The organism is Type-A symbiont of Plautia stali (assembly GCF_059731155.1).
In genome coordinates, this window is sequence record NZ_AP035891.1 from 1,767,900 (window position 1) to 1,794,608 (window position 26,709).

Annotated in this window: 18 protein-coding genes and 4 pseudogenes; 6 read left to right on the forward strand and 16 right to left on the reverse strand. The window is 57.7% G+C overall.

Translation table 11 applies throughout. The features are described from left to right. The first annotated feature begins 24 nt into the window (after positions 1-24). Positions 25-1,350, forward strand: a pseudogene (gene rimO / locus AC6I8M_RS09490) (30S ribosomal protein S12 methylthiotransferase RimO). Here the strand turns inward: rimO and AC6I8M_RS09495 are convergent. Then, entirely contained in the window at positions 1,347-1,796 is a 450-nt protein-coding gene (locus AC6I8M_RS09495; protein ID WP_010615617.1) for a DUF4385 domain-containing protein, read from the reverse strand. The pseudogene rimO and the gene AC6I8M_RS09495 overlap by 4 nt on opposite strands. Before the next feature lie 116 nt (positions 1,797-1,912). On the opposite strand from AC6I8M_RS09495, the pseudogene AC6I8M_RS09500 reads away from it, so the two are divergent. Beyond that, positions 1,913-3,571 (forward strand): annotated as a pseudogene (locus tag AC6I8M_RS09500) (methyl-accepting chemotaxis protein). 132 nt (positions 3,572-3,703) lie between these two features. On the opposite strand, the gene AC6I8M_RS09505 reads toward AC6I8M_RS09500, so the two are convergent. The 6 genes from AC6I8M_RS09505 to AC6I8M_RS09530 form a co-directional block, all read right to left on the reverse strand. After that, positions 3,704-4,588: an IS110 family RNA-guided transposase gene (locus AC6I8M_RS09505; protein ID WP_498013404.1), complete on the reverse strand. Its 885-nt coding sequence runs from the start codon at positions 4,586-4,588 to the stop codon at positions 3,704-3,706. 324 nt (positions 4,589-4,912) lie between these two features. Next, the gene (gene gsiD, locus AC6I8M_RS09510) at positions 4,913-5,818 is read right to left on the reverse strand and encodes a glutathione ABC transporter permease GsiD (RefSeq protein WP_022547526.1); all 906 of its coding nucleotides are present in this window, start codon (positions 5,816-5,818) and stop codon (positions 4,913-4,915) included. Positions 5,819-5,827: 9 nt separating this feature from the next. Then, the gene (gene gsiC / locus AC6I8M_RS09515; protein WP_010615912.1) at positions 5,828-6,748 is read right to left on the reverse strand and encodes a glutathione ABC transporter permease GsiC; all 921 of its coding nucleotides are present in this window, start codon (positions 6,746-6,748) and stop codon (positions 5,828-5,830) included. Positions 6,749-6,797: 49 nt separating this feature from the next. Further along, a complete protein-coding gene (gene gsiB, locus AC6I8M_RS09520; RefSeq protein WP_010615913.1) occupies positions 6,798-8,333 on the reverse strand; it encodes a glutathione ABC transporter substrate-binding protein GsiB in 1,536 nt (511 codons plus the stop codon). A 64-nt stretch (positions 8,334-8,397) separates the two neighbouring features. Continuing rightward, positions 8,398-10,254: a glutathione ABC transporter ATP-binding protein GsiA gene (gene gsiA, locus AC6I8M_RS09525; RefSeq protein WP_010615914.1), complete on the reverse strand. Its 1,857-nt coding sequence runs from the start codon at positions 10,252-10,254 to the stop codon at positions 8,398-8,400. Between the two features lie 9 nt (positions 10,255-10,263). After that, positions 10,264-11,223, reverse strand: a complete 960-nt coding sequence (locus tag AC6I8M_RS09530; protein ID WP_010615915.1) for an isoaspartyl peptidase/L-asparaginase family protein — start codon at positions 11,221-11,223, stop codon at positions 10,264-10,266. Between the two features lie 227 nt (positions 11,224-11,450). On the opposite strand from AC6I8M_RS09530, the gene moeA reads away from it, so the two are divergent. Then, a complete protein-coding gene (gene moeA, locus AC6I8M_RS09535) occupies positions 11,451-12,686 on the forward strand; it encodes a molybdopterin molybdotransferase MoeA (protein WP_498013772.1) in 1,236 nt (411 codons plus the stop codon). Beyond that, positions 12,686-13,447, forward strand: a complete 762-nt coding sequence (gene moeB / locus AC6I8M_RS09540) for a molybdopterin-synthase adenylyltransferase MoeB (protein ID WP_010615917.1) — start codon at positions 12,686-12,688, stop codon at positions 13,445-13,447. The genes moeA and moeB overlap by 1 nt, the downstream gene beginning before the upstream one ends. A 101-nt stretch (positions 13,448-13,548) precedes the next feature. Here moeB and AC6I8M_RS09545 read toward each other — a convergent pair. The 8 genes and pseudogenes from AC6I8M_RS09545 to mntR form a co-directional block, all read right to left on the reverse strand. Beyond that, a pseudogene (locus AC6I8M_RS09545) lies at positions 13,549-15,140 on the reverse strand (ABC-F family ATPase). Between the two features lie 258 nt (positions 15,141-15,398). Then, entirely contained in the window at positions 15,399-15,800 is a 402-nt protein-coding gene (locus tag AC6I8M_RS09550) for an H-NS family histone-like protein (protein WP_498013773.1), read from the reverse strand. A gap of 429 nt (positions 15,801-16,229) precedes the next feature. After that, on the reverse strand, positions 16,230-17,708 hold the full coding sequence (locus tag AC6I8M_RS09555) for a sugar porter family MFS transporter (protein WP_010615922.1): 1,479 nt from the start codon (positions 17,706-17,708) through the stop codon (positions 16,230-16,232). Positions 17,709-17,951: 243 nt separating this feature from the next. Beyond that, positions 17,952-19,481: an efflux transporter outer membrane subunit gene (locus AC6I8M_RS09560; RefSeq protein ID WP_498013774.1), complete on the reverse strand. Its 1,530-nt coding sequence runs from the start codon at positions 19,479-19,481 to the stop codon at positions 17,952-17,954. Position 19,482: 1 nt separating this feature from the next. Continuing rightward, positions 19,483-21,051, reverse strand: a complete 1,569-nt coding sequence (locus AC6I8M_RS09565) for a DHA2 family efflux MFS transporter permease subunit (RefSeq protein ID WP_058948688.1) — start codon at positions 21,049-21,051, stop codon at positions 19,483-19,485. After that, complete coding sequence (locus AC6I8M_RS09570) at positions 21,048-22,175, reverse strand: HlyD family secretion protein (protein ID WP_498013775.1); 1,128 nt, start codon at positions 22,173-22,175, stop codon at positions 21,048-21,050. Before AC6I8M_RS09570 ends, AC6I8M_RS09565 begins: the two co-directional genes overlap by 4 nt. Before the next feature lie 206 nt (positions 22,176-22,381). After that, positions 22,382-23,449: pseudogene (locus AC6I8M_RS09575) on the reverse strand (SLC13 family permease). Between the two features lie 21 nt (positions 23,450-23,470). Next, positions 23,471-23,929, reverse strand: a complete 459-nt coding sequence (gene mntR / locus AC6I8M_RS09580) for a manganese-binding transcriptional regulator MntR (protein WP_498013776.1) — start codon at positions 23,927-23,929, stop codon at positions 23,471-23,473. A 264-nt stretch (positions 23,930-24,193) separates the two neighbouring features. Between mntR and AC6I8M_RS09585 the strand changes: the two genes are divergently transcribed. Beyond that, the gene (locus tag AC6I8M_RS09585) at positions 24,194-24,388 is read left to right on the forward strand and encodes a hypothetical protein (RefSeq protein ID WP_041387076.1); all 195 of its coding nucleotides are present in this window, start codon (positions 24,194-24,196) and stop codon (positions 24,386-24,388) included. A gap of 148 nt (positions 24,389-24,536) precedes the next feature. Here AC6I8M_RS09585 and ompX read toward each other — a convergent pair whose 3' ends face one another. Next, positions 24,537-25,040: an outer membrane protein OmpX gene (gene ompX, locus AC6I8M_RS09590; protein WP_041387075.1), complete on the reverse strand. Its 504-nt coding sequence runs from the start codon at positions 25,038-25,040 to the stop codon at positions 24,537-24,539. 511 nt (positions 25,041-25,551) lie between these two features. On the opposite strand from ompX, the gene rhtA reads away from it, so the two are divergent. Beyond that, positions 25,552-26,460, forward strand: a complete 909-nt coding sequence (gene rhtA, locus AC6I8M_RS09595; protein ID WP_010615931.1) for a threonine/homoserine exporter RhtA — start codon at positions 25,552-25,554, stop codon at positions 26,458-26,460. The last annotated feature ends 249 nt before the right edge of the window (positions 26,461-26,709 follow it).

The window sequence follows — 26,709 nt, forward strand, 5'->3', positions numbered from 1 at the left end:
TCATTATGATGAATTTTTATCCTTATGAGCCATGTCAAAAATCCGCCGCGTGTAGGCTTCGTCTCCCTCGGCTGCCCAAAAAACCTCGTCGACTCTGAACGCATCCTGACGGAGCTGCGGACAGAAGGCTACGACGTGGTGCCACGCTACGATGATGCGGAGATCGTCATCATTAACACCTGTGGATTTATTGACAGTGCCGTACAGGAATCACTGGAAGCGATTGGTGAAGCGCTGAACGAGAACGGCAAAGTGATCGTCACCGGCTGCCTCGGCGCCAAAGTGGATCAGATCCGCGAAGTGCATCCGAAAGTGCTGGAGATCACCGGACCGCACAGCTACGAGCAGGTGCTGTCGCACGTGCACACCTACGTGCCAAAACCCGAGCACAACCCGTTCCTCAGCCTGGTGCCGGAACAGGGCGTGAAACTGACGCCGCGCCACTACGCTTACCTGAAAATTTCCGAAGGCTGTAACCACCGCTGCACTTTCTGCATCATCCCGTCAATGCGTGGCGATCTGGACAGCCGTCCGATTGACGCAGTACTCGATGAAGCTAAACGTCTGGTGGAAGCGGGCGTAAAAGAGCTGCTGGTGATCTCACTGGACACCTCCGCGTATGGCGTCGATGTTAAACACCGTACCGGTTTCTGGAACGGTTCGCCGGTGAAAACCAGCATGGTCAGCCTGTGTGAGCAGTTGGCGAAACTCGGCGTCTGGGTGCGTCTGCACTACGTTTATCCGTATCCGCACGTGGATGACGTGATCCCGCTGATGGCCGAAGGCAAAATCCTGCCTTACTTCGACATTCCACTGCAGCACGCCAGCCCGCGCATCCTGAAGCTGATGAAGCGCCCGGGCACGGTTGAGCGCACGCTGGAGCGCATCAAACGCTGGCGTGAAATCTGTCCGGAATTGACGCTGCGTTCCACCTTCATCGTGGGTTTCCCGGGCGAAACCGAAGAAGATTTCCAGATGCTGCTCGACTTCCTGCGTGAAGCGCGCCTCGATCTCGTTGGCTGCTTCCAGTACAGCCCGGTTGAAGGCGCCACGGCTAACTAGCTGCCGGATCAGGTACCGGACGACGTCAAGCAGGCGCGTTTTGACCGCTTCATGCAACTGCAGCAGCAGATCTCCGCAGAGCGTCTGCAGGAGAAAATCGGTCGCGAGATTCTGGTGATCATCGATGAAGTGGATGAAGAAGGCGCGGTCGGCCGCAGCATGGCCGACGCCCCGGAAATCGACGTTGCGGTGTACCTGAATGGCGATCGCCAAGTGAAGGTCGGCGAGGTGGTGCGTGTCAAAGTCGAGCACGCCGATGAATACGACCTGTGGGGCACGCGCGTTTAACCGTACTTTTGCTGGTGCGCTTTTTTGCGCGCCAGATAATCGTTATCGGCACGCAGTCGATCCCAGCACGCTTTGAACACGGCCGCCGCAGCGGCCTTTTCTTTCTCTATCGTACGCGGCAGCTCTTTGCCGTCGGCACCGTATTTCCGTCCGCCCTGATGATTGCTGTAGCGGCGCGCGCGCGTGTACCCCATCTGAATAAATTTTCGCGCCATATCCATACCGACAAAATCGTCCTGCGCGCGATACGCCTCGAACAGCTGCATGATTTTTTCTGATGACTGCTGCGCCAGCTCGACGGTGCGAAAGCGCCAGTGCGGCAGAATTTCGCTTTTATAAGGTTCCACCATCAGCACACCCTGCTCGCCGCGCCCGACCTGATACAGCTCCGGATGCTGACGGAAGTCGAGCTGTTTAAAATCTTGCTGGTAATTGAAGGGCTTCATCCCCTGGCCTCTTGTCCGTAACCATTACTGCGGTGAATTATTTCGCTGCCGCACTTTAGTGATGCTTTTTTCCACCGATAACATAACTACCGGCTCATTTGCTAAGAGATGCTCACATGTTCAATAAGATGAAAATTGTGACCGCCATTGTGGTTATTCTGGTGGTATTCACAGCCATGCAGGCCATATCCGGCTCGCTCTTTTTCTCCTCGCTGCGCGCGAGACAATATAATTTCACCGCCAGCAATCAGTTGTCTCATCAGCAGCGCGAGCTGGGCGACGGCTGGCAAACGCTGGTGAAAACCCGCGTCACCATCAACCGCGTGGCGATCCGTATTCTGAAAAATCAGACCGACGAGCAGTCGCTGGCGGCGATCAACAAGCTGCTGCTGGCAGCCGGTGCCTCGCTGGAAGCGGCGCAGCAGCACTTCAATCAGTATAGAAGCTATCCGCGCATCGACGGCCAGAGTGCGTCGACCGCCGATCTGATCGACAATAAATTCAAAGCGTTTGCCGCGCTGCTGCAGCAGTCCGCCGTGTTTCTGAAAGCCAATAACTATGCGGCCTACGGCAACCTCGATGCGCAGCAGGCGCAGGATGAACTGGAACAGGCTTATCAGCAGTGGCGTGATGAAAACATGCAGCTGATCAATCAGCGCAGCCTGCAAAATGACAGCAACTATCAGCAGGTGCTGATCATGATTGCCGTCATCGCGCTGGTGGTGGTGCTGATGGTGGCGGCGGTATGGACGCTGGTGCGCCGCGTGCTGCTGGCACCGATGCAGTCGGTGCAGCAGCAGATCCAGCGCTTTGCGGAAGGCGATTTATCAGCCAGTCTGCAGGTGGCAGGCCGCAGTGAAATGGCGGCCATTGCCGCCAGCCTGAATCATATGCAGCAGGCGCTGCTTGGCACCATTAATAACGTGCGTGACAGTGCGGATGCCATTTTTGGCAGCGCCATCGCCAACGGTAATAACGATCTCTCGGCGCGTACCGAACAGCAGGCCGCTTCGCTGGAGGAGACCGCGGCCAGCATGGAACATGCTTACCGCGACCGTGAAGCAGAACGCTGACAACGCGCGTCAGGCCACGCAGCTGGCGAAAACCGCGTCGGACACCGCCGATAAAGGCGGTAACATGGTAGAAGGCGTGGTGAAAACCATGCGCGACATTGCCGACAGCTCGAAGAAAATCGCCGACATTACCAGCGTCATCGACGGTATCGCTTTCCAGACCAACATTCTGGCACTTAACGCAGCGGTAGAAGCGGCGCGTGCCGGGGAGCAGGGGCGCGGCTTTGCGGTGGTGGCGGGCGAAGTACGCAACCTGGCCCAGCGCAGCGCGCAGGCGGCGAAAGAGATCAAATTGCTGATTGAAAACTCCGTGCAGCGCGTAGACCTCGGTTCGCAGCAGGTCAGCAGCGCTGGCGATACCATGCAGGAGATTGTCAGCGCTGTGACGCGCGTCACCGATATCATGGGCGAGATTGCCTCGGCCTCCGATGAGCAGAGCCGCGGTATCGACCAGATTGGCCAGGCGGTGAATGAGATGGATCGCGTGACGCAGCAGAACGCCACGCTGGTGCAGGAATCGGCCAGCGCCTCGGCGTCGCTGGAGCAGCAGGCCAGCCGGCTGTCATCGGCGGTGGCGCGTTTCAACACCGGCGCCCGCCCGCAGCGATGACAGAGCGGGTGGTGAAACCGGTGCTGCCCGCACCGACCCGCGCCCTGCCCGCGGCGGTGAGCCACGGTAACGATAACTGGGAAACGTTTTGATGGGCTGAGGCGTAAAAGGATACCGGTGCGCATGAATGCGCACCCTACGGTGTTCGCCCCGTCAATTGCCTGATGCGTATTAATGCACACCCTGTAAAAACCGCAGATGCACTGTAGATACCGTCTTGCCGGTTACCTGGCAAGACATATTTCGGCATCGAACGGACGACCCGACTTCAGCACACCATAAGCCAGCTGCAGCAGCTTCTTCAGCAAACTTACCGCCGGATTCCACTTCATCGCCACTATCGCTGGCATGTACAGGGCCTTGCGCATCGCGCTGTTGCCCATCTTCGATATCCTGCTTTTGCCCTTCCACTCACCGGACTCCTGCCGCATCGGATTCAGCCCCACCCACGCCACAAGAGCCTTGCTGCTGCTGAACCTCGACATGTCCCCCATATACGCCAGCATCGTGCTGCCCAGCACGCCCGGGATGGACTCCAGCAGTTCCCTGTTCTTTTTAAGGCCCGGGTCATTGTCAATATGGTCGTTTATTGCCCGCTTCGTTTCGTCTATCTGCGCATCCAGCGCCGCAATGACCACGCGGATTGAGGGCTGCACCACCGCATCCGATACCTCCAGCCGGTTCTCTTCCATCTGCCGCATTTCCTGAAGATTCGTCAGGCGCTTCACCAGCGCTTTCAGCCTGCGTTCATTCAGCGGCGCCGGCTGCCACAGCGATGGGCCGTGCAGTTTACAGTAGCGCGCTATCATGCGCGCATCGTCTTTATCCGTCTTATTCCGGCTCAGCTCGGCCTGCCCGAAGCGCCTGATGCGCGCAGGATTTTCCACGCTGACATCATAGCCTTCGTCGTGCAGGAAGGTGGCCAGCGGCTCACTGTACGCGCCGGTAGCCTCCATGCAGATATGGCAGCAGCCGAACGGCTCCAGCCATTTTTTCAGGGCGATAAAGCCCTTAGGGGTGTTGGGAAAGACTTTGGTTTTGTAAGACGTGTCGCCTTTCCAGACGGCCACATCAAACTTTCCGGAGGCAATATCAATGCCGACAGGCATACGGGTTTGTATAGATTCTCCTTAACAGCACAGGGAAACCGCCATGACCATCCTTATGGATGCGTGCTCGGGGCACAGGATACCGTCCGGTCTTGAAGGCGGGAGTTAAGTTGCCGGGGATGAATCCACAAAGCAGGCTTTATGCCCAGGGGTCGCCCCCATCTCACCAGCAACTTCCCGATGATCAGTCGGGGATCATCATACCCGGAGGAGAATGATCGGGATATAAGGGTCGCCATTCATGGTGACCCAAATACTGCACTGACAAATATTTCCCCTGAATGGCGGCACTGTGGCTCCGGTTCACGCCTGCCAGCTCGAAAATCAGCTCTTTAGTTTCGGATCCAGCGCGTCGCGCAGGCCGTCGCCCAGCAGATTGAACGCCAGCACGGTGAGAAAAATCGCCAGGCTGGGGAAGATCGCCACGTGCGGCGCAATCGCCATATCGGCGCGCGCCTCGTTGAGCATCGCGCCCCACTCCGGCGTCGGAGGCTGCGCGCCCAGGCCGAGAAAGGACAGGCTGGCGGCGGTGATGATCGAGGTACCGATACGCATGGTGAAATAGACCACAATCGACGACACCGTACCGGGCAATATGTGACGCATGATAATGGTCCAGTCGGAGGCACCAATACTGCGCGCCGACTCGATATAGGTCTGATGTTTCAGCACCAGCGTATTGCCACGCACCAGACGGGCAAATGCCGGAATACTGAAAATCGCCACCGCCACAATCACGTTGCTCAAGCCGCTGCCCATGATCGCCACCACCGCGATCGCCAGCAGAATGCCGGGAAAAGCAAACAACACATCGCAGATGCGCATGGTGATGCGATCCCACCAGCCTTCGTAATAGCCCGCCAGTAGCCCCAGCACGGTGCCGATCACCGTGCCAATCGCTACCGAGAAGAAGCTGGCGATCAACGAAATGCGCGTCCCGACCAGCACCCGACTGAAGATATCGCACCCAAGGGAATCGACGCCAAACAGATGCATCCACGACGGCCCTTCGTTGAGCCGGTCGTAGTCAAAATAGTTTTCGGCATCAAACGGGGCGATCCACGGGGCGATAAACGCCACCACAATCAGCAGCAGCACAAACGCGCCCGCCAGCAGCGCCACATGCTGACGGCGAAAGCGCCGCCAGAATTCACGCCACGGCGTGCGAACCCTGTTTTCCGTCATCAGCGGCAGGGATTTCAGTGCCGCATCGCGTCGCCAGTTCTTCAATTGCACTCCTTACCTGTAGCGAATAGCCGGGTTGATCGCCGCGTAGAGCATATCGACGATCAGGTTAATCAGAATGAATTCCAGTGAAAACAGCAGCACCTCGGCCTGAATCACCGGGTAATCACGCATCTCCACCGAATCCACCAGCAGACGGCCCAGTCCGGGCCAGTTAAACACCACTTCCACCACAATCGAGCCGCCGAGCAGAAAGCCGAACTGCAGCCCCATCATGGTGACCACCGGAATCATGGCGTTGCGCAGCCCGTGTTTGACCACCACCAGCGATTCGCGCACCCCTTTGGCACGCGCGGTGCGCATATAATCTTCCTGCATCACCTCAACAAACGAAGCGCGGGTAAAGCGCGCCATGACGGCGGCCACGGCGGCACCGAGCGTAACCGACGGCAGAATGTAGTGCTGCCAGCTGTCGGCGCCCACCGTCGGTAGCCAGCCGAGCTCGACCGAAAAGACCTGCATCAGCAGCATGCCCAGCGCAAACGCCGGGAAGGAGATGCCGGAAACCGCCAGCGTCATGCCGATGCGGTCCGGCCAGCGATTGCGCCATACCGCCGAAACAATGCCGATTGCCATGCCAAACAGTACCGCCCACACTATGCTGCTCAGCGTCAGCCACAGAGTAGGAAAAAAACGCGCGGCAATTTCGGCAGAGACCGGCCGCTTTGACACCATCGACTGACCAAAATCGCCCTGCAAAGCATTGAGGATAAAGTGCCAGAACTGCTGAATCAGCGGCTGATCGAGCCCCAGCTCCTGACGCACCAGCGCCACCACTGAGGCATCCGCTTCCGGTCCGGCAATCAGGCGCGCCGGATCGCCCGGCAACAGATGCACGAACAGGAACACCAGCACTGCGACAATCAGCAGCGTGGGAATCAGCCCGAGCAGGCGTTTAAGAAAATAGTTGAGCATGCGAAATCCCGCGCAGCATCGGCCAGCCCCGTAAGGCTGGCCGCGTCTGTTACTTCAGATCCGCCTCATCAAAATTGAATGAGGTATCGGGCATGACGTAAAAACCGGTCAGGTTTTTATTGTTCGCAGATAGCAGCTGCTCCACCACCAGCGGAATCCACGGGTGATCGTTCCAGATGCGGTCCTGCGCGTCTTTATACAGTCTGGCTTTCTGGTCGCGATCGGTGGTCTTCAGCGCATCCGCTAGGTCTTTATCCACCTGCGGGTTGCTGTAGAACGCGGTGTTGAAGATCGCCGGTGGCCACGAGCTGGTGGCGAACAGCGGCGTCAGCGCCCAGTCGGCTTCGCCGGTGGAGGCTGACCAGCCGGTGTAGAACATGCGCACACCGCTCTCTTTCTGCCCTTTACTCTCCACTTCCGCCGCGCGCTGGCCGGCATCCATCGCCGTGACTTTCACCTTCACACCCACCTGCGCCAGCTGCTGCTGGGTAAACTGCAGCACTTTCTGCGCGGTGCTGTGGTTATGTGACGACCACAGCGTGGTTTCGAAACCATTCGGGTAGCCCGCTTCCTTCAGCAGCGCGCGCGCTTTGGCCGGATCGTATTGGATGGCCGGATAGCTCTGGGCAAAATCAATGCGCGGCGGCACGATGCCGTTGGCTGGCGTGGCGTAACCGGCAAAGGCCACTTTGGCCAGCGCCTGGCGATTGATGGCATACTCCAGCGCGTCACGCACTTTCGGGTTATCGAACGGCTTTTGCGTCACGTTGAGGCTGATGTAACGCTGCATGATCGACGGTGTGGTCACCACATCCAGCTTGCTATTGCCCTGCAGCAGTTTGGCCTGCTCTAACGGCACCGGGAAGGCAAAGCTGGCCTCGCCGGTTTGTAGCATGGCCGCGCGGGTGTTGTTATCCACCACCGGACGCCAGGTAATGCTGTCGAGTTTTGGATAGCCCGGTTTCCAGTAGCCTGACCACTTTTTCACTTTGACAAAGTCGGTCTGGTTCCAGGTGTCAAAGGTATAAGGTCCGGTGCCTACCGGGTGGAAACCGATGTCCTTACCATATTTTTTCAGCGCGGTTGGCGAGATCATCACCGCAGCCGGGTGCGCCAGATTGTTGATAAACGCTGAGAACGACTGCTTCAGGGTAATTTTCACCGTGGACGGATCGACCACTTCGGTGGTGGCGATATATTTAAACAGGTTATAGCGCTTGAAATGGTTGTCCGGATTGCTGGCGCGGTCGAGGTTGACTTTCACCGCTTCGGCATTGAAATCCGTGCCATCCTGGAATTTCACGCCCGGACGCAGCTTGATGGTGTAAGTCAAACCATCGCTGCTGGCCTGATAGCTTTCGGCCAGCACGTTAACCAGCTTCATGTCTTTATCGAAGCCGAACAGGCCCTGATAGAAAGACTTGGCCACCGCCTGCGACAGCGTGTCGTTGGCGTCGTACGGATCCAGCGTGGTGAAGGTCGAAGCCACGGCAATCACCGCATCTTTGGCCGCCCAGGCGGGCAGCGCCAGCGCCGAACTCAACAACCCGGCAGTGATAACCCCTTTTCGCATGATATGGTGCATCGTTATCGTTCTCCTGTAGTCCCTGTCTTGCGCGCCCTGCACAGAGGGCGCGGTTGGTTGCTGCTCAGGCGCCGCTAATGGCATGGCGGGCGACAAAATGGCCCGGTGCCACTTCCAATAACGGTGCCACTTCCGGCTCATCACCCAGCGGGCGAATCGGGCTGGGGATCTCATCTACCATCAGCGCCCGCTCGCGATGCCGATGCGCCGGATCGGCCACCGGCACCGCGGCCATCAGTTTTTTGGTATAAGGATGGCGCGGCTGTTCGAATACCGCCTGACGCGGTCCCATCTCCACAATCTGTCCGAGATACATCACCGCAACGCGATGGCTGATGCGCTCCACCACGGCCATGTCGTGCGAAATAAACAGGAAGGCGATGCCAAATTCACGCTGTAAATCCAGCATCAGGTTGATGATCTGCGCCTGAATCGACACATCCAGCGCGGAGACGGATTCGTCGGCGATCACCACTTTAGGATTAAGCGCCAGCGCGCGTGCGATACAGATACGCTGACGCTGACCACCAGAAAACTCGTGCGGGTAGCGCTGTGCATGCTCCGGCAGCAGACCGACGCGTTCCAGCAGCCAGGCGACACGTTTCTCTGCCTGCGCGCGCCCCATACTGCGGTGCACCAGCAGCGGCTCCATAATCGAAAAGCCCACGGTAAGGCGCGGATCGAGCGACGCATACGGATCCTGAAAGATAAACTGAATGTCGCGGCGCAGCGTAGCCAGCGCCCTGCCCTGCAGAGCATCAATGCGCTGGCCGTCAAAAGTGATGCTACCGCCCTGGCTGGCGACCAGCCGCAGCAGCGAGCGTCCGGTCGTGGATTTGCCGCAGCCGGACTCGCCCACCAGCGCGAGGGTTTCGCCTGCATAAAGATCGAAACTGACTTTTTCCACCGCGTGGACGCGGCGCTTCACCCGATTGAGCAGCCCGCAGCGAATATCAAAGCGCGTAACCAGATCGCGCACCTGTAAAATCGGCGGGCGATCGTGACGCACGGTATCCTGCGGCGTGCTGGCCTCTTCGCGACCGTTGGTATGCAGCAGCGGAAACTTCGCCGGCAGCGGCTGGCCGCTCATCGCCCCAAGTTTCGGCACGGCCGCCAGCAACGCGCGGGTATACGGCTGCTGCGGCGCGTCGAACAACTGCTGCACCGGCGCGCGCTCAACCACATCGCCGCGATACATCACCTGCACGCGATCGGCCATCTCCGCCACCACGCCCATATCGTGCGTAATAAAGATGACGCCCATCTGCATCTCTTTTTGCAGCACGCGAATCAGCTGCAGAATCTGCGCCTGGATGGTGACGTCCAGCGCGGTGGTCGGCTCATCGGCAATCAGCAGCGCCGGCTTGCACGACAGCGCCATGGCGATCATCACGCGCTGGCGCATGCCGCCAGAGAGCTGATGCGGATAGCGCGACAGCACATTGTGCGCTTCCGGAATGCGCACCAGATCCAGCATGCGTCGCGCTTCGGCCTGCGCCTGCTGGTGACTTTTCCCCTGATGCAAACGAATGGATTCGGCGATCTGTTCACCGACGGTGAACACCGGATTGAGCGACGTCATCGGCTCCTGAAAGATCATCGCCATGTCCGCACCGCGCACCCGGCGCATCTGGCTGGCGGACGCACGCATCACATCCAGCACCTCGCCGTTGCGCCGCAGCAGCAAGATTTCACCGCTGACCGCGCCGCCGGCCTGCTCAATCAGACGCATCAGCGCCAGCGACGTCACCGATTTGCCCGAGCCCGATTCGCCCACCAGCGCCAGCGTTTCTCCCCGGTGCAGATCGAGCGAAAGCTGCCGCACGGCGTCCGTCACGCGCCCTTCATGCTCAAAGCGCACGCAGAGATCGCGTACCGCCAGCACCTGCTGCGGCGCAAACTGCTGCTGTAGATCCGTCATGCCTGCTCCTTAGCTGTCGCGATAAATCGCCACCTCAACCTCGCCGCCCACATAAGCGAATCCGCGGTACATGCCTTCGCTGTTAAACGGCAGCGCCACGTTGCCGTGGACATCAACGGCAATCAGCCCGCCGCTGCCCTCCAGCTCCTGCACTTTGTCATGAATCACGCTGGCGGTGGCCTGTTGCAGCGAACGACCGCCATATTCCATCTGCGCCGAGACATCGTAAGCCGCCAGCGTGCGAATAAACACTTCTCCGGTACCGGTACAGGAGACCGCCACGGTTGCGTTGTTGGCATAGCAGCCGGCGCCCGCCAGCGGTGAATCGCCGACGCGGCCCGCCTGCTTGTTGGTCATGCCGCCGGTGGAGGTGGCGGCCGCCAGATTACCCTGCAAATCGAGCGCCACCGCGCCCACGGTGCCAAATTTGCGATCCGGGTCCAGCGGATCGCTCCCCTGCGCCGCGCCATCATGATCCAGCAGCATTTGTTCGCTGCCCAGCGCGCGCTGCAACTGCTCCCAGCGTTCTGGCGTCGAGAAGAAATCGGGCTCGACCGGCGTCAGCCCCTGTTGCGCGGCAAAGGCTTCCGCCCCGCTGCCAATAAAGAGCACGTGCGGACTGGCTTCCAGCACTTTACGCGCGGCAAGAATCGGATTGCGGATACGGCTGACGCCAGCGACGGCGCCGATATCCAGCGTACGGCCATCCATCAGGCTGGCATCCAGTTCATGGGTGCCCTGATGGGTGAACACGGCACCTCTGCCGGCATTGAACAGCGGGCACTCTTCCAGCAGCAGCACCGCTTCGGTCACGGCATCCAGCGCGCTACCGCCGCTGGCCAGAATCTGCTGGCCGGCGCTGACAATCGCGGCCAGCTGCTGACGATAGTGCTGTTCTTTTTCGGCGCTCATTGCCGCACGCGTAATCGCGCCGGCTCCGCCGTGAATTGCGATAACTGCTTTAGCCATAACCGTTACCCTGTCAAGGAATCAGAGCCAAAAACACTGATTTGGAATGGTTTTCATCTTTTTTTGGCAATTTTCGACTATAGAAAGCCCCTCCCTGCTTGTAAAGCAGAAAGTGTATCAGCGGTCATAACCTTTTAATGTGGATTATGCTTTTTTGTCGCATGTGACTCAGCGGACAAATGCCACCATAATAGGCAGCATTCGCCTTTAACCCGACAGAGATGGACATGGAACCTTTTACCGCCGGACTGATTTCCCTTGAAGACGCACAGCAGAAAATGCTGCAGCAGCTGCAACCGATTAGCGATTGCCTGAGCGTTGCGCTGGCCGATGCCGCCGGGCGCATTACCGCGAAGCCGGTGATTTCGCCGCTGGACGTGCCGCCGTTCGATAACTCCGCGATGGACGGCTACGCGCTGCGCCTGAGCGACCTGTCAGCTGACCGCGTGTTGCCGGTAACGGGCAAAGCTTTTGCCGGCGCCCCGTTTAATGGCGACTGGCCAGCCGGCAGCGTGATTCGCATTATGACCGGCGCACCGATCCCCGCCGGCTGCGACACCGTGGTGATGCAGGAGCAAACCGAACCGCGTGACGGCGGCATCGTTATCACCGCGCCAGTGCGTGCCGGGCAAAATATTCGCCGCATCGGGGAGGATATTCAGGCCGGTAAGCAGGTACTGGATGCCGGCGTGCGGCTCGGTGCGGCGGAGCTGCCGCTGCTGGCATCGCTCGGCATTGCAGAGGTCAGCGTGCTGCGTAAGCTGCGCGTGGCGATCTTCTCCACCGGTGACGAACTGCAGGCAGTGGGCCAGCCGCTGGCTGAGGGCCAGATTTATGACACCAACCGCTTCACCGTGGCGCTGATGCTGCGCAAACTCGGCTGCGAGGTAATCGACCTCGGCGTGATCGCTGACGATCCCGCGTTGCTGCGCCAGGCCTTCAGCGAAGCCGATCGCCAGGCCGATGTGGTGATCAGCACCGGCGGTGTATCCGTGGGCGAGGCGGATTTCACCAAAGCGATGCTCGAAGAGCTGGGCGCGATTAACTTCTGGAAACTGGCGATCAAGCCCGGCAAGCCGTTTGCCTTTGGCCGTCTGGCCAACAGCTGGTTCTGCGGGTTGCCGGGCAATCCGGTGTCGGCGGCCGTGACCTTCTATCAGCTGGTGCAGCCGCTGCTGGCCACGCTGACCGGCCAGACCACGCGCATCATGCCGCTGCGCCAGCGCGCGCGCGCAACGCAGCGCCTGAAGAAAGCGCCGGGCCGGCTCGATTTTCAGCGTGGCATTCTCAGTCGCGGCGATGATGGCGTACTGGAAGTGCGCAGCACCGGTGCGCAGGGGTCGCACGTGTTCAGTTCCTTTGCGCTGGCCAACTGCTTTATTGTGCTGGAGCGCGATCGCGGTGACGTTGAGCCGGGCGAATGGGTTGATGTCGAGGCCTTCAACAGCCTGCTTGAGGGCTAATGCACGTAGAGCTGAGCGATGAAGAGATGCTGCGCTACAACCGGCAGATTGTGCTGCGCGGCTTCGATTTCGACGGCCAGGAACGGCTGAAAGCCTCACGGGTGCTTATCGTTGGCTTGGGCGGACTGGGCTGTGCTGCCGCGCCCTATCTTGCCGCCGCCGGCGTCGGTCATCTGACGCTGCTGGATTTCGATCGCGTCAGCCTGAGTAATCTGCAGCGCCAGATTCTGCACAGCGATGAGCGCATCGGCATGGCAAAAGTCGCCTCGGCCCGTCAGCAGCTGGCGGCGCTCAATCCGCACTGCACGCTGGAGCCGATCGATGCGCAGCTGGATGAAGCCGCGCTCGGCGAACTTATTGCGCGTCACGATGCGGTGCTGGACTGCAGCGACAATGTCACCACGCGCGAACAGGTGAACCGCGGATGTTTTCAGCATCGGGTGCCGCTGATCTCCGGCGCCGCCATCCGCATGGAAGGCCAGCTCAGCGTATTTACCTGGCAGCCCGGCGAACCCTGCTACCGCTGCATCAGCCGCCTGTTCGGCGAGCAGACGCTGAGCTGTGTCGAAGCCAGCGTGATGGCTCCGCTGGTCGGCGTGGTGGGTGCGATGCAGGCGATGGAAACGCTAAAGGTGCTAAGCGCCTTTGGCCAGCCGGCCAGCGCGCGACTGCTGATGTACGATGGGATGAGCGCTGAGTTTCGCAGCCTGAAAGTGGCGCAGGATGCGCAGTGTGAAGTGTGTGGCAAGCGTGAGGAATAACGCCGGGGCGTGAACATAAGCGTTAGGTATTGCTGAGCGGCGCAATTTATCAGGCGATAAATTGCGCCGCTGATTATGGCGGGTGCTAAACGGCTACGCTGTTATACGATGCCCTGGCTGCGCAGGTAATCTTCGTAGTTGCCGGTGAAGTCAACGATGCGATCGCCTTTAATCTCGATGACGCGCGTCGCCAGAGAGCTGACGAACTCACGGTCGTGCGAGACGAAAATCAGCGTGCCTTCGTACATCTCCAGCGCCATGTTCAGTGACTCGATCGACTCCATATCCAAGTGGTTAGTCGGTTCGTCCATCACCAAGATGTTTGGCTTCTGCATCATCAGCTTGCCAAACAGCATGCGACCTTTCTCACCACCGGACAGCACTTTCGCTGGCTTCTTGATGTCGTCGTGGCTGAACAGCAGACGACCAAGAATACTGCGCACCGCCTGCTCGTCATCGCCTTCCTGCTTCCACTGGCTCATCCAGTCGAACACGCTCAGGTCGTCAGCAAAATCTTCGGCGTGATCCTGCGCGTAGTAACCAATGCGCGCATTCTCCGACCATTTCACCGTGCCGCTATCCGGCTGCAGTTCGCCGACCAGCGTTTTCAGCAGCGTGGATTTACCAATACCGTTGGCGCCGAGGATTGCCAGTTTCTCACCCACTTCCAGCAGCAGGTTAAGATTTTTAAACAGCGGACCGTTATCAAATCCTTTGTCAGCGCTTCCACTTCCAGCGCATTACGGAACAGCTTTTTATCCTGCTCGAAACGAATATACGGGTTCTGACGGCTGGAGGTTTTTACCTCATCCAGTTTGATTTTATCAATCTGCTTCGCGCGCGAGGTGGCCTGACGCGATTTTGAGGCGTTGGAGCTAAAGCGGCTAACGAAGGATTGCAGATCGGCAATTTGCGCTTTCTTCTTGGCGTTATCCGCTAATAAACGCTCGCGCGCCTAGGTCGCCGCCGTCATATATTCGTCATAATTGCCGGGATAAACGCGCAGCTCACCGTAATCCAGATCCGCCATGTGCGTACACACCATATTCAGGAAGTGACGGTCATGCGAAATGATGATCATGGTACTGTCACGTTCGTTAAGCACCTGCTCCAGCCAGCGAATGGTGTCAATATCCAGGTTGTTGGTTGGTTCGTCGAGTAACAAAATATCCGGGTTAGCAAATAACGCCTGCGCCAGCAGCACACGCAATTTCCAGCCTAGGGCAATTTCACTCATCGGACCGTAATGCTGCTCCACCGGAATGCCCACGCCGAGTAATAATTCTCCGGCGCGTGATTCGGCACTGTAACCGTCCATTTCACCGTAGGCGACCTCAAGGTCGGCGACTTTATAGCCTTCCTCTTCGCTCATTTCCGGCAATGCATATATGCGATCGCGCTCCTGCTTCACCGCCCACAATTCCTAGTGACCCATAATCACGGTATCCAGCACGCTATATTGCTCGAAAGCAAACTGATCCTGGCGAAGCTTACCGATGCGCTCATTGGGGTCGAGGGAAACATTTCCGTTAGTCGGAACCAGGTCGCCGCCCAGTATTTTCATGAAGGTCGATTTACCGCTGCCGTTTGCACCGATTAAACCGTAACGATTACCGCCGCCAAATTTAACGGAGATATTCTCAAACAGTGGCTTACTGCCGAACTGCATAGTGATATTGCTGGAAACTAACACGGCATTGACCTTTGTTACGCAGTGGAGGAAAAAACAGCGGGCATTATGCCAGAAGCAGCTTGGATGAGCCACCTCTGCACCCGGATACGCAGAGGCAAGGCTAAGAACACCTTGTTGCCAGAGGTAAAATAATTGCGACCGTGCCGGACAGGTTATCCACGGCGCGGGAAATGAACCGCCGCCCGTGCCCGGGGCGAGGCCAATAAAAAAGCCGGAGACGCTGACGCCCCCGGCTCCCGCTTACAAGGATTGTGCAGATTATTTGATCAGGAAGCTGTCGAGGCTTTTACCTGCATCCAGCGCTTTTTTAATCGCAGCTGGGGTACGGCCCTGACCGGTCCATGATTTCTCTTCACCGTTTTCGTCGGTGTAAGAATATTTCGCCGGACGCGGCGCACGCTTGGCGCGTTTTTTACCGGTTTCCAGCGCACCCAGTAATTCGTTCGGGTCGATACCGTCTGCCAGCAGCATTTCACGGTATTTAGACAGCTTCTCTTCTTTTTCGCGGTTCTGCGCTTCTTCCGCTTCAACTTCGTCGCGGCGCTCAGTCACCACGACGGTTAATTTTTCTAGGATTTCGTCCAGATCGCTCAGTGGCAGTTCACGAGCCTGTGCACGTAATGTGCGAATGTTGTTCAGAACTTTAAATACGTCACTCATCACAATGTCCTTGCTTAAGGGGGTTAAATAAACTGTAGTGGCAAGATTACCCAATTCAAGTAAAAAAATAAATTAATTTTGCAGACCGGATTAATCCGAATGGATTAGCATATTCTTGGCAGGCGCGTTTAAACCCAATGTGCGGCGTGAATTAACGGTGAATTAACATCAGCGGTTCAGTACCACCGGCTGGAACTGGAATCGATTTCATTACTTATTCACGCGTACGAAACAAGCGTTTAGCGCTTATTGTGCGCTGAGGCAGAAGTCAGCATAAAGGTAAAAAAACATTAATAGTGTAAGTAAAATCCGTTTTTAACGCGGATGAGATTAGCATCACAGATGCGAGCAATATCTCATTTTGCCATTAAATAAATAAAAAAAGGCCGGTTGTTCACCGGCCATCATGCAAAAATCGTATGTCTGTGGTTATCCGCTTTTCTTCACCGCCGGTCGCAATACCTGGGGCGCAGGCTCATCAGACAGCCGGTCGTGCAAATAATGTTCAATCTGCTCCAGCGAACGATGGCGTGTTTCCGGTACCCAGCGAATAACAAAAATCGCGCCGCCTATGCCAATCAGCGAGAAAATAAAGAACGCACCGGATAAGCAAACCGACGCCAGCAGAACCGGGAACAGCAGAGAAATAAGAAAATTGGCGATCCACAACGCAAATACCGCGCCGCCCATAAAAATACCGCGTAACCGCGTCGGGAAAATTTCTGACAGCAGCAGCCAGGTCACTGGTGATAACGCGCCCTGCTGGAAACTCAGAAACATCAGCATGCCCAGCAGCACCATATAACTGCGCAAAATATCCGGCTGGCCGTTTACTGTTTCCGGCATCAGGTAACTGACGATGCCAATAAACACCAGACAGGCGGTACAGCCAAACTGGCCAATCATCGTCATAGTGCGGCGACCGATGCGCCCCAGTAGCCAGATCCCCACAAACGTCATTAATACGGAGACCGCGCCATTGGCAATGGTGGCAAACAGCGCAGCGTCATTGCTCATCCCCACGGCTTTCAGCATGGTCGGCGCGTAGTACATGATGGTATTTACGCCGGTCAGTTGCTGAATGGCGGCAATACCGACACCGATCAGGAACAGTTTGATCAGCCACGGCTGGCGCAACTCCCGCAGACGCGGACGCTGCTGTTGCTCGTCCGACAGCGTCTCTTCGATCTCCATCATCTCCCACTCAACGTCTTCGCGCGCGCGGGTGCGTTCCAGAACCTTGCGCGCCTCAGCGAGACGACCCTGCATTGCGTACCAGCGCGGCGTGTCCGGCATAAACATCATCCCGAACCACAGCAGCACCGCCGGCAGAGTGGCGACCGCCAGCATCCAGCGCCAGGTCGTGTCGCCACCCCAAGCCGCGTTGAAGCCGGCGTTCGACATATAGGCCAGCATCTGGCCGGAGACGATCATCAGCTCCTGCATGGTCACCAGCTGACCACGCTTATTGGCCGGTGCCATTTCGGCGATATACACCGGCACGGTGGCGGACGCACCGCCCACGGCCACGCCAAGGACCAAGCGGAAGAAAATCATCCAGCTGACATCGGGTGCCAGTGCGGTACCCAGCGCGCCGAGTGCAAAAATAATCGCCAGTACCAGAATAATTTTTCTCCGCCCGACCGCAGCGGCAAAGTGACCGGAAGCCAGTGCGCCAAACGCCGCGCCGAACAGCAGGCTGCTGGTCACCAGCCCGGTGGTAAACGGGGTGAGATGCAGATCGTCGCCCATGAATAACAGTGCGCCGGAGATCACGCCGGTGTCGTAGCCAAACAACAAGCCACCGAGGGTGGCAATCAGCGCAATGACTTTCACAAAAGGCTCGGTGCGCGTGCTGCTGTTTGGCCCTGATGCCGGATTGGGCGTCATCCAGGTTTCGCGGGACATAACCAACTCCTTTCCTGAGGTAAGAAGCCTTAAAATAGATTATTTCCACCACAATTAATAAATATGAAATTTAAATTTTGCGCCACGGGTCATTATCTTTGCCTTTGATTGAGACGATGATCACACAACCTGATTTTGGGCGCAGAGAAGGCAGTGCAAATTTTGCACAAAAAACAGAAGGGAGAATATTTATTTCACGAAAGGCGCTGACCGCACACAGTGAATGCGGTCAGCGATGCCGGATTAATTAACTGCGGTGGCCGGGCCAAAAACGTCATAGTCCGGCAGCGTCACCTGCTGATACGGCTCCCAGCCGCCGCCCAGCGCTTTATACAGCGCCACCAGGTCCAGCGCGCTTTGCATGCGCGCCTGGGTGGATTGCGCCTGCGACTGCGCCAGCTGACGCTGGGCATCCAGCACCTCAAGGAAGGTGGAGATACCCTGTTTGTAACTGTCACTGGCGAGGTCAAAGGCGCGCTGCAGTGCGCCAGTGGTCTCATCTAGCACGGTAACCTGTTGCTGATCGGCGCGGTAGCTGACCAGCGCATTTTCCACATCCTGCAGCGCCGTCAGCACCGTCTGGCGATAATCAAGCGCCGCGCTCGCCTGCTGCGCGCGCGCCAGTTTCACGCTGGAAACCAGACGTCCGCCCTGAAAAATCGGGATCGACAGCGCCGGGCCGATGCTGAAGAAGTGGCTGCTCCAGTCGTCAAGGTAGCTGGCATCGGTGTTGCGCACGCCCAGCTGCCCGGTGAGCGACAGGCTGGGGAACAGGTTCGCGACCGATACGCCGATATTGGCGGTCTGCGCATGCAGATTCGCTTCAGCCTGGCGGATATCCGGACGACGGCGCGCCAGTGTCGATGGAATGCCCACCGCCACCAGCTTGGGCAACGCCGGCAACGCTTTGCTGCTCATCAGTTCGTTATCCAGCGAGCCCGGCGTTTTTCCCAGCAGCACTGCCAGCCCGTTCATCGCCTGACGCTCCTGAGCCTGATACGGCGGCAGCTGCGCGTTAAGGGAGGCCAGCTGCGCACGGGCATTCTCAACGTCGGTGAGCGGCGCCAGACCGTTACGCTGCTGGCTTTGCATCAGCTCCCAGGTTTGCTGCGCCACGTTAATCTGCTGTTGCAGCGTCGCCAGCACCGCCTGCGCGCCGCGCAGCTGCAGATACGCGCGCGCGACCTCGGCTTCCAGCGACACCAGCGCATCGTTACGCTGCTCAATCGCCGCCTGCTGCTGCGCGTCCGCCATCTCCATCTGGCGTCGTACTTTGCCCCATAAATCCAGTTCCCAGCTGGCGTCAAAGCTGCCCTGATACAGCGTGACCGAATGGGTCAGGCCGTTGAGCTGATCCGCCACGTCATCATCTACCTGATCGTAAACCCCATAGGATTTCAGCATGCCTTTCAGGCCGAGCTGCTGACGCGTCACTTTGGCGGAGCCGTTAAGCGACGGGAACAGCCCGCCACGTGCCTGCGCCAGCTGTTCGCGCGCACCGGCAATGCGCAGCACCGACTGTTGCAGCGTCAGGTTGCCGGCGATGGCGCGCTCAATCAGGCTATCGAGCTGCGGGTCGTTAAAGCTTTTCCACCACGAAGGATTGGTCGCGGACGCCAGCGGTTTTGAGGCTTCCTGAGAGGGCAAATCACGGTAGCTACCGGGCGTGTGCGCCTGCGGCGGCTGATAATCGGGCCCGACGGCACAACCCGTCAGCAGCATGAACAGCGCCAGCAGCGTCAGCGACGGCGTAACGCGCGAAGAGGTGATCATGTTAATGTGCTCCTGCACTGCCTTCGCTCTTGATCGGCGAAAGCAACCAACAAAAAGGAATCAATAGCACGGCGACAATGCTCAGGCCCATGAACACGTCCATGTAAGCCAGAATACGCGCCTGGGCAATCATCTCCTGATAGAGCTGACCGCTGGCCAGCGTCAGCGGATCGCCCACCGCGCTGGTAAAGTCACGAATCGCCTGCGCCCAGTGCTGCAGCGTGAGGTTGAACTGCTCATTGAGCGGCGACATGTTGTGCACCATGTGTGCCGATCGCACCTGTTCACGTTCGGTGATGCCGGCAGTGGCCAGCGAGATGCCGATCGAACCGGCAACGTTACGGAACATGGTGAACAGCGCGGAGGCATCCGCATTCAGGCGCTGCGGGACGGTGATAAAGGCAATCGTGGTGAGCGGCACAAACAGGAAGCCGAGGCCAATCGACTGCGCGCTGCGCATCAGCACCAGCGTGGTGAAATCCACGTTGGGCGTCAGGGTGCTGGAATAGAAGAAGGCCAGCGCCAGACAGGTAAAGCCAAAGGCGATGATGTAGCGCGTCGGCACAATCGGCATCAGCTTCAGCACCAGCGGGATGGTGAGCACGATCAGGACCGCGCCGGGCGACAGCACCAGCCCGGACCAGGTGGCGGTATAACCCAGATCCTGCTGCGCCAGCTGCGGTAACACCACCGAGCTGCCATAAAGAATCATCGCCATGCCCGCCATCAGCAGACCGGCCACCCAGAAGTTGCGGTCCTTCATCACTGTGATATCCACTACCGGCTTGCGTGCATACAGCAGCCAGTAAACCGCACCGACGATGCCGACGGCCGCCAGCATGGCAAACAGGCGAATAAAGTGTGAGGCGAACCAGTCTTCATCTTCACCGCGATCGAGGAACACCTGCAAACAGCCGAGACCCAGGGTAATCAGGCTGATGCCGATATAGTCGATTTTCAGCCGGCCCTTCTCCCACTTGCGCTCCCACGGCGGATCTTCCAACAGCTGATAGATCGCCAGCACCATGAGGATCCCCACCGGAATATTGATAAAGAACACCCAGCGCCAGCTGTAGTTATCGGTGATCCAGCCACCGAGCGTCGGGCCAATTACCGGCGCGACAATAATGGCAATCGATGACAGGCCAAAAGCCTTGCCGCGATCTTCCGGCTTGAAGTAATCCAGCAGCACCGACTGCTGCACCGGTTGCAGCCCGCCGCCGAAGAAGCCCTGCAGCACGCGGAACAGAATGATTTGCCACAGCTCGGTGGCAATGCCGCACAGGAAGGAGCAGATGGTAAACATCACGATGCAGATCAGGAAGAACTGCTTGCGCCCAAACAGGCGGCTGAAAAAGGCCGAGATCGGCAGCACAATGCCGTTGGCGACCAGATAGGAGGTCAGTACCCAAGTGGATTCATCGTAGCTGGATGACAGCGACCCGGCGATGTGCGGCAGCGCGACGTTAACGATGGTGGTGTCCAGAATTTCCATGAACACCGCCAGCGTTACCGTGATGGCAACCAGCCAGGGATTGCTGGCCGGACGCCAGCTTTCGCTCGCACTCATTCCACCATCACCTTCGGTTCAACCGACAGGCCAAGCGACAACGGATGATTCGGGTCGAGCCCTTTATCAATCACAATTTTCACCGGCACGCGTTGCACAATCTTCACATAGTTACCGGTGGCGTTCTCGGCCGGGAAGGTAGAGAAGCGCGAGCCGGAGCCCATCTGCACGCTGTCGACGTGCCCTTCCAGCTTCATGTCCGGCCAGGCATCAACGCCAATCTCCACTTTATCGCCCGGATTCATACGCGCCAGCTGCGACTCTTTGAAGTTGGCGGTGATCCAGATATCCGGCGATACCAGCGAGAACAGCGCGCTGCCGGCCTGTACCAGCGTACCGGGCTGCACGTTGCGTTTGGTGACGAAACCGTCATACGGCGCCCGTACTTCGGTATAAGAGAGGTTAAGCTCGGCGGTGTTGAGCTGTGACCGGGCTTGCTCGACCTGCTGCTGCCGCGCTTCAACATTGGTTTCCTGCTGGCGAATCTGCAACTGCACCTGCGAGGCAACTTCGACCTGCGCTTTGGCGCTTTGCAGCTGCGCTTCAGCCGAGCGTAACTGCGCAGCGGCGGTATCGATATTGCGCTGTGAGGTCGCGCGCGGGTCAACACCGCGCTGACGACGGTAATCCGCCTGCGCATTAAGTAAATTGGCCTGCGCCCGCGCCTGGTCGGCCAGCGCCTGATCGCGCTGCGCCGGATATTGCACCCGCGCCAGCGCCAGCTGCGCCTGCGCCTGATGCAGCTGCGCCTGCGCCAGACCGAGCTGTGCTTTGGCCTGATCGCGCTGTGCAGCATTGTCACGCGGGTCGATCAGCACCAGCAGATCGCCCTTCTTCACCCGCTGGTTATCTTTTACCAGCAGTTGCACCACGTAGCCCGACGCTTTGGGCGCGATGGTCACGGCATCGCCTTCGGTGAACGCATCGTCGGTGGTTTCAATGTTGCGCGTGCTAAACCAGAACCAGAATCCCACCAGCAGCATAATCACCACCACAATCGCCAGAATGATCAGCGGCTTTTTGCCGGGGCGTTTACGGGGTGATTGCTCGTTATCCTGACTGGAATCTGACGTGTTGTTGTCTTTTTGCTCATCGGCGGATGGCGGATTGTGGTTTTCACTCATAATTTGTCATCACTGGCTGGTAATCCCGATCCCCGGGCGAAACGGTCAACTTAACCTTAGATGGGAAATTGACAAATGCCAGTGTAACTTTACATAAGTTAACATCCGACGCATTTTCTGCCACATCACTTAACGCGCTGATAAATCAGCCCGTCTTGCAAGGCCGGAGAGATTGGTCAGGGTTAGCGCAGCAGCTGTAACAACAGTCAGCCACACAGCATCGACCAGGCAAGCATGGGCAGGGAAAACAGATGGAAACGCCACCACACTTTGGCGTCCTGCGCCATGCGCAGCGCAATCAGGTTGGCCAGCGATCCCGGCAGCAGGCCAAAGCCGCCGATATTCACTGCCCAGGCCAGCACCTCGGAAGGCGGGACTTTTTGTAACAGCAGAATGGTGGCCGGCACGTTGCTGATCACCTGTGACAGGCCAATCGCCAGCAGATAGATACCGCCCTCGCCCAGCTGACCGATGGCGGCAAAATGCAGCTGCAGAATTGGCAGGTGCATCAGTAAAAAGACATCAATGAACATCGCCACGAACACCAGCAGCAGGCTCCAGTCGATGGTCGCCAGCATCTGACGCGCCATCAGCAGAAAACAGCCCGCCACCAGCAGCAGCGCCCAGCCGGTGAGTTTCAGCTCCAGCGCGACGATAAACACCACGTATAGCAGGACGCTGACGATGAACAGCGGTTTCTGCCACTGCTGATTGCTTGGAGCATCATGCTTCTCAATGCTGCGCGCCGGGAAGCTAAACCACGTCAGCACCACCAGCGTCAGCATCAGCATCGCCGCCAGCGGCGCCATCTGACCGATAAAGCCGGCCACGCTAAGCGTGCCGTGGCTCCATAGCAGGATATTTTGCGGGTTGCCGACCGGCGTCAGCAACGAGCCGGCGTTGACCGCCAGCGCTTCAAAGATGATCAGCCGGGAGATGGGCAAGCGCGAAAATTTGCGCAGCGTCAGCGTGAGCGGCACCAGGATAAACAGCGCCACATCATTGGTCAGGAAGGTCGAGAGCAGCGCCGCCGCACACACCATAAACAGCGCCAGCGTGCGTGCTGGAAGCGCTGCACCAGCCGCGCGCCGAGCACATCAAAATAGCCGCTGTTTTCCAGCCCTTTCGTCAGCATCAGCAAACCGGTGAGCGTCATGATGGTGTGCCAGTCAACGGCGCCAGGCAGTTGCGGCCAGCGGCAACAGAATCACGCCCAACAGCAATAGTAAATGTAAAACGCGGTCACGCATTAAGGAACGAAGCACGATGGGCATGATGGCAGGAGGCCTTGTAGGTTAGCGATTCTCGTAAAATTTCTGGAACACGGCGAGGGTTTCATCACTGACGTGATGCTCCAGCCCTTCGGAATCCCGGCGGGCGGTTTCCGGGCTGACGCCCAGCGCCAGCAGAAAGGTTTCAACGATGTGATGGCGCACGCGGCTGGCTTCAGCCAGCTTCTCGCCTTCCGGGGTGAGGAACACGCCGCGATACGGCACCTGCTCAACCAGACCGGTGGTACTGAGACGCTTCAGCATTTTGGCCACGGTCGGCTGCGAAACGCCTAGGCGTGCCGCCATATCGACCTGGCGCGCCTCGCCAAATTCACGAATCAAATCAGAGATTAACTCAACGTAATCATCAATCAGCTCACGGCGATGCGCTTCGCGTACCTGGCGAAATCCTTCGACATGCTCCTCAGTATCTTTAAGCGGCCCCTGAGGCATGTGGGTGGCGCTTTTCGCACGACGACTCATTCAGCTTCCTCTTTATTATCTGCCGCACTTTACCTGCGGTGCGGGCTGGCTGCGCTCATTGTAAACCAGGCACAAATAAGCACAAATTTTTCCTGAATAGTGTTGGCTAAAGAGTATAGCCAGTGCTATCTTTGTACATGTTGTAAGCGAATAGCCTACAAAGGAGGCAACGATGAACGAACCTTGGCTGTTGCTGCTCCTTTTCCTGCTGTTTATTGCAGGGCTGTGCTTACTGTTGGGTTACCCGTTTTCTTGGAGGTAAAGATGAGCACGATGAAAAGCTGCCTAGACTGCGGCAAATGCTTCCAGACCGTACAAAGCAAACCGGCTTTTGAGCTGGAGTCGCTGTTGTGTCTGTTTAGCCGCTCGCCTTTTGCCCTGCGCCTGATGCTGCTTGAGAAACTGACCGGCAAAAAAATCGCCGCGCAGCCCTGCCCGAATCTGATCTGGCGCGGCTGAGTTTCCTCAGGGCTTCCCTGTCTGACCTGCTGCCCGCAGCGGGTTTTATTTTGCCTGCAAAAAAAATGCTCTTCACGACGGCACTTTCAGGCATAAAAAAACGGCCCGTAAAGGGCCGTTTCTGTGCAACTCTGGTCTAAGCAAAAACTTAGAAGCTGTAACCTACGCCAGCAATCCAGGTGCCGACATCGACGTTACGGATGCGGCTCTGCTCGTAGCCCACGTCCAGAGCAACGTTCTGGATTGGGTTGAACTGCATACCTGCGCCGTAAGAGAAGCCTACGTCGCGGCTGTCGGTTTTAGACTGACCGGCAGTCTGGTTCTGCTGGTATTTGCCGTAGCCGATACCCATTACGCCGTAGATGCTGGTCCAGTCGTTCAGACGGTAAGCCGGACCACCGGTGATGCCGTAGTACTGACCTTTGTTGTACACGCCATCTTCAGTGCGATCTTTCTCGGTGTAGGTGAAAGAACCGTTCCAACCCAGTGGGTTAGAACCGTCTTCGTAGCGGTATTTCAGGTTGAAGCCGTTAGCTTTGTTAGCAACGCCCTGATAGTCGCTCTGCGCGTAGCCGGCAGAAACGGTGCTCTGTGCCATGGCAGAACCAGCGGAAACTGCCAGTACACAAGCCAGTGCTGAAAGACATGCAATTTTTTCATAACCACCTCAAATGTGAATATACTTCTCTCCTGACAACGCTAAAAATATAATAAAACTTAGCAAGAAACTCTGCCCGCATTTTGTTGTGTAACATATTGTTTGGTGTAACAGAAAGTTAATAAACTTTCCTATGTCATTCATTTTTCTTATAAAAAGCATCATCTTTCTGCAATAATCCTGCGCAGAGAAATTTATCGGTTTAAGTAAATTCCTAAACTAACTTGACATTTCTTTACGGAAATGACTCTGAAAATGGCGATTTTTCAGCCAATCGCTGGCGCATTTTTTCCACCGTCGCGCTTTATTCGCCGGAATTCCTCGCGAAAAGCGGTCTGAATGAGTAGTCACTGACGCTAGGATGATGCGAGGCGGCCGCGCCCGATGATAGCGCGGCGACAGAAACCCCGCATCATTGCCTCAGCCAACTCCATATTTACCGCAGATTGCTTTACACTGGCTGCCCGTTGCCTGGTTATTCATCATCACAGGAATTCATCACAGGATGTCTGCACCTCTTTCCCACGCCAAACTGGCGCCGGTAGTGCTGCCGGTTGCCGTATTATTGATCGCTATGCTGTCGCTGCAGGGCGGCGCGTCGCTGGCAAAATCGCTATTTCCCACCGTCGGTGCGCCTGGTATTACCGCGCTGCGTCTGGGACTGGGCACGCTCACCCTGTGCGCGATTTTCAAACCTTGGCGCCTGCGCTTCAGTGCAAAGCAGCGCAAGCCGCTGCTGATGTATGGATTGGCGCTGGGCTGCATGAATTACCTGTTCTATCTCTCGATCCGCACCGTGCCGCTGGGCGTGGCGGTGGGGCTGGAGTTTCTCGGCCCGCTGGCGCTGGCGTTGGCCGGCGCACGCCGTTCGCTGGATTTTCTCTGGGTGCTGCTGGCGGTCACCGGCCTGTGGTTCCTGCTGCCGATTGGTCATGGCCTGAGCCATATCGATCCCACCGGCGCACTGCTGGCAGTGGGTGCCGGCGCCTGCTGGGCGGTCTATATTCTGGCGGGCCAGCGGGCAGGCGCCGAACACGGCCCGGCCACGGTGGCAATGGGCTCGCTGATCGCCTCAGTGATTTTTGTGCCGCTCGGTCTGACCTTTGCCGCGCCCGGTATCTGGCAGTGGGAAATTCTGCCGCTGGCGCTGCTCATCGCCCTGCTCTCCAGCGCCATTCCTTACTCGCTGGAAATGATGGCGCTGACGCGTCTGCCGGCGCGCATTTTCGGCACGCTGATGAGTCTGGAACCGGCGATGGCGGCGCTCTCCGGCATGCTGTTCCTCGGCGAGCTGCTGACGCTGCAGCAATGGCTGGCGCTGCTGGCGATTATCGCCGCGTCTGCCGGCTCGACGCTCACCATGAAACAAAAAGCGGCACATATAAATGAAGTGGATATCAACACGCCGCAATAAGCCGTACAGGTCAGCCGGTTATTTAACCGGCTGTATATAGACACATTCTCATTATCATCCCTTAAATAGCCGCACGGTGAACTGTTATTATTTTGCAACATGATAGAAAAATAATTAACATACAGCATAACCAAATGATTTTAATGCCTTTTAATAAATCTTCTATTTTCCCGGCCTGACATTAAGCTTTAGCTATTCCTGTCATTGATTTAATCAATCCTGCAGAGCGAAAAACTGCTGCTATACTTA

What these genes read in the sequence shown, in the direction of transcription:
- mntR (WP_498013776.1), bottom strand. Translation starts at nt 23,929, where the DNA reads ATGAGTCGTCGTGCGAAAAGCGCCACCCACATGCCTCAGGGGCCGCTT.
- moeB (WP_010615917.1), top strand. Translation starts at nt 12,686, where the DNA reads ATGCACGTAGAGCTGAGCGATGAAGAGATGCTGCGCTACAACCGGCAG.
- AC6I8M_RS09505 (WP_498013404.1), bottom strand. Translation starts at nt 4,588, where the DNA reads ATGCCTGTCGGCATTGATATTGCCTCCGGAAAGTTTGATGTGGCCGTC.
- AC6I8M_RS09530 (WP_010615915.1), bottom strand. Translation starts at nt 11,223, where the DNA reads ATGGCTAAAGCAGTTATCGCAATTCACGGCGGAGCCGGCGCGATTACG.
- gsiB (WP_010615913.1), bottom strand. Translation starts at nt 8,333, where the DNA reads ATGCACCATATCATGCGAAAAGGGGTTATCACTGCCGGGTTGTTGAGT.
- AC6I8M_RS09495 (WP_010615617.1), bottom strand. Translation starts at nt 1,796, where the DNA reads ATGAAGCCCTTCAATTACCAGCAAGATTTTAAACAGCTCGACTTCCGT.
- AC6I8M_RS09585 (WP_041387076.1), top strand. Translation starts at nt 24,194, where the DNA reads ATGAGCACGATGAAAAGCTGCCTAGACTGCGGCAAATGCTTCCAGACC.
- AC6I8M_RS09555 (WP_010615922.1), bottom strand. Translation starts at nt 17,708, where the DNA reads ATGTCCCGCGAAACCTGGATGACGCCCAATCCGGCATCAGGGCCAAAC.
- AC6I8M_RS09550 (WP_498013773.1), bottom strand. Translation starts at nt 15,800, where the DNA reads ATGAGTGACGTATTTAAAGTTCTGAACAACATTCGCACATTACGTGCA.
- rhtA (WP_010615931.1), top strand. Translation starts at nt 25,552, where the DNA reads ATGTCTGCACCTCTTTCCCACGCCAAACTGGCGCCGGTAGTGCTGCCG.
- gsiC (WP_010615912.1), bottom strand. Translation starts at nt 6,748, where the DNA reads ATGCTCAACTATTTTCTTAAACGCCTGCTCGGGCTGATTCCCACGCTG.
- AC6I8M_RS09570 (WP_498013775.1), bottom strand. Translation starts at nt 22,175, where the DNA reads ATGAGTGAAAACCACAATCCGCCATCCGCCGATGAGCAAAAAGACAAC.
- gsiA (WP_010615914.1), bottom strand. Translation starts at nt 10,254, where the DNA reads ATGACGGATCTACAGCAGCAGTTTGCGCCGCAGCAGGTGCTGGCGGTA.
- moeA (WP_498013772.1), top strand. Translation starts at nt 11,451, where the DNA reads ATGGAACCTTTTACCGCCGGACTGATTTCCCTTGAAGACGCACAGCAG.
- AC6I8M_RS09565 (WP_058948688.1), bottom strand. Translation starts at nt 21,051, where the DNA reads ATGAGTGCGAGCGAAAGCTGGCGTCCGGCCAGCAATCCCTGGCTGGTT.
- AC6I8M_RS09560 (WP_498013774.1), bottom strand. Translation starts at nt 19,481, where the DNA reads ATGATCACCTCTTCGCGCGTTACGCCGTCGCTGACGCTGCTGGCGCTG.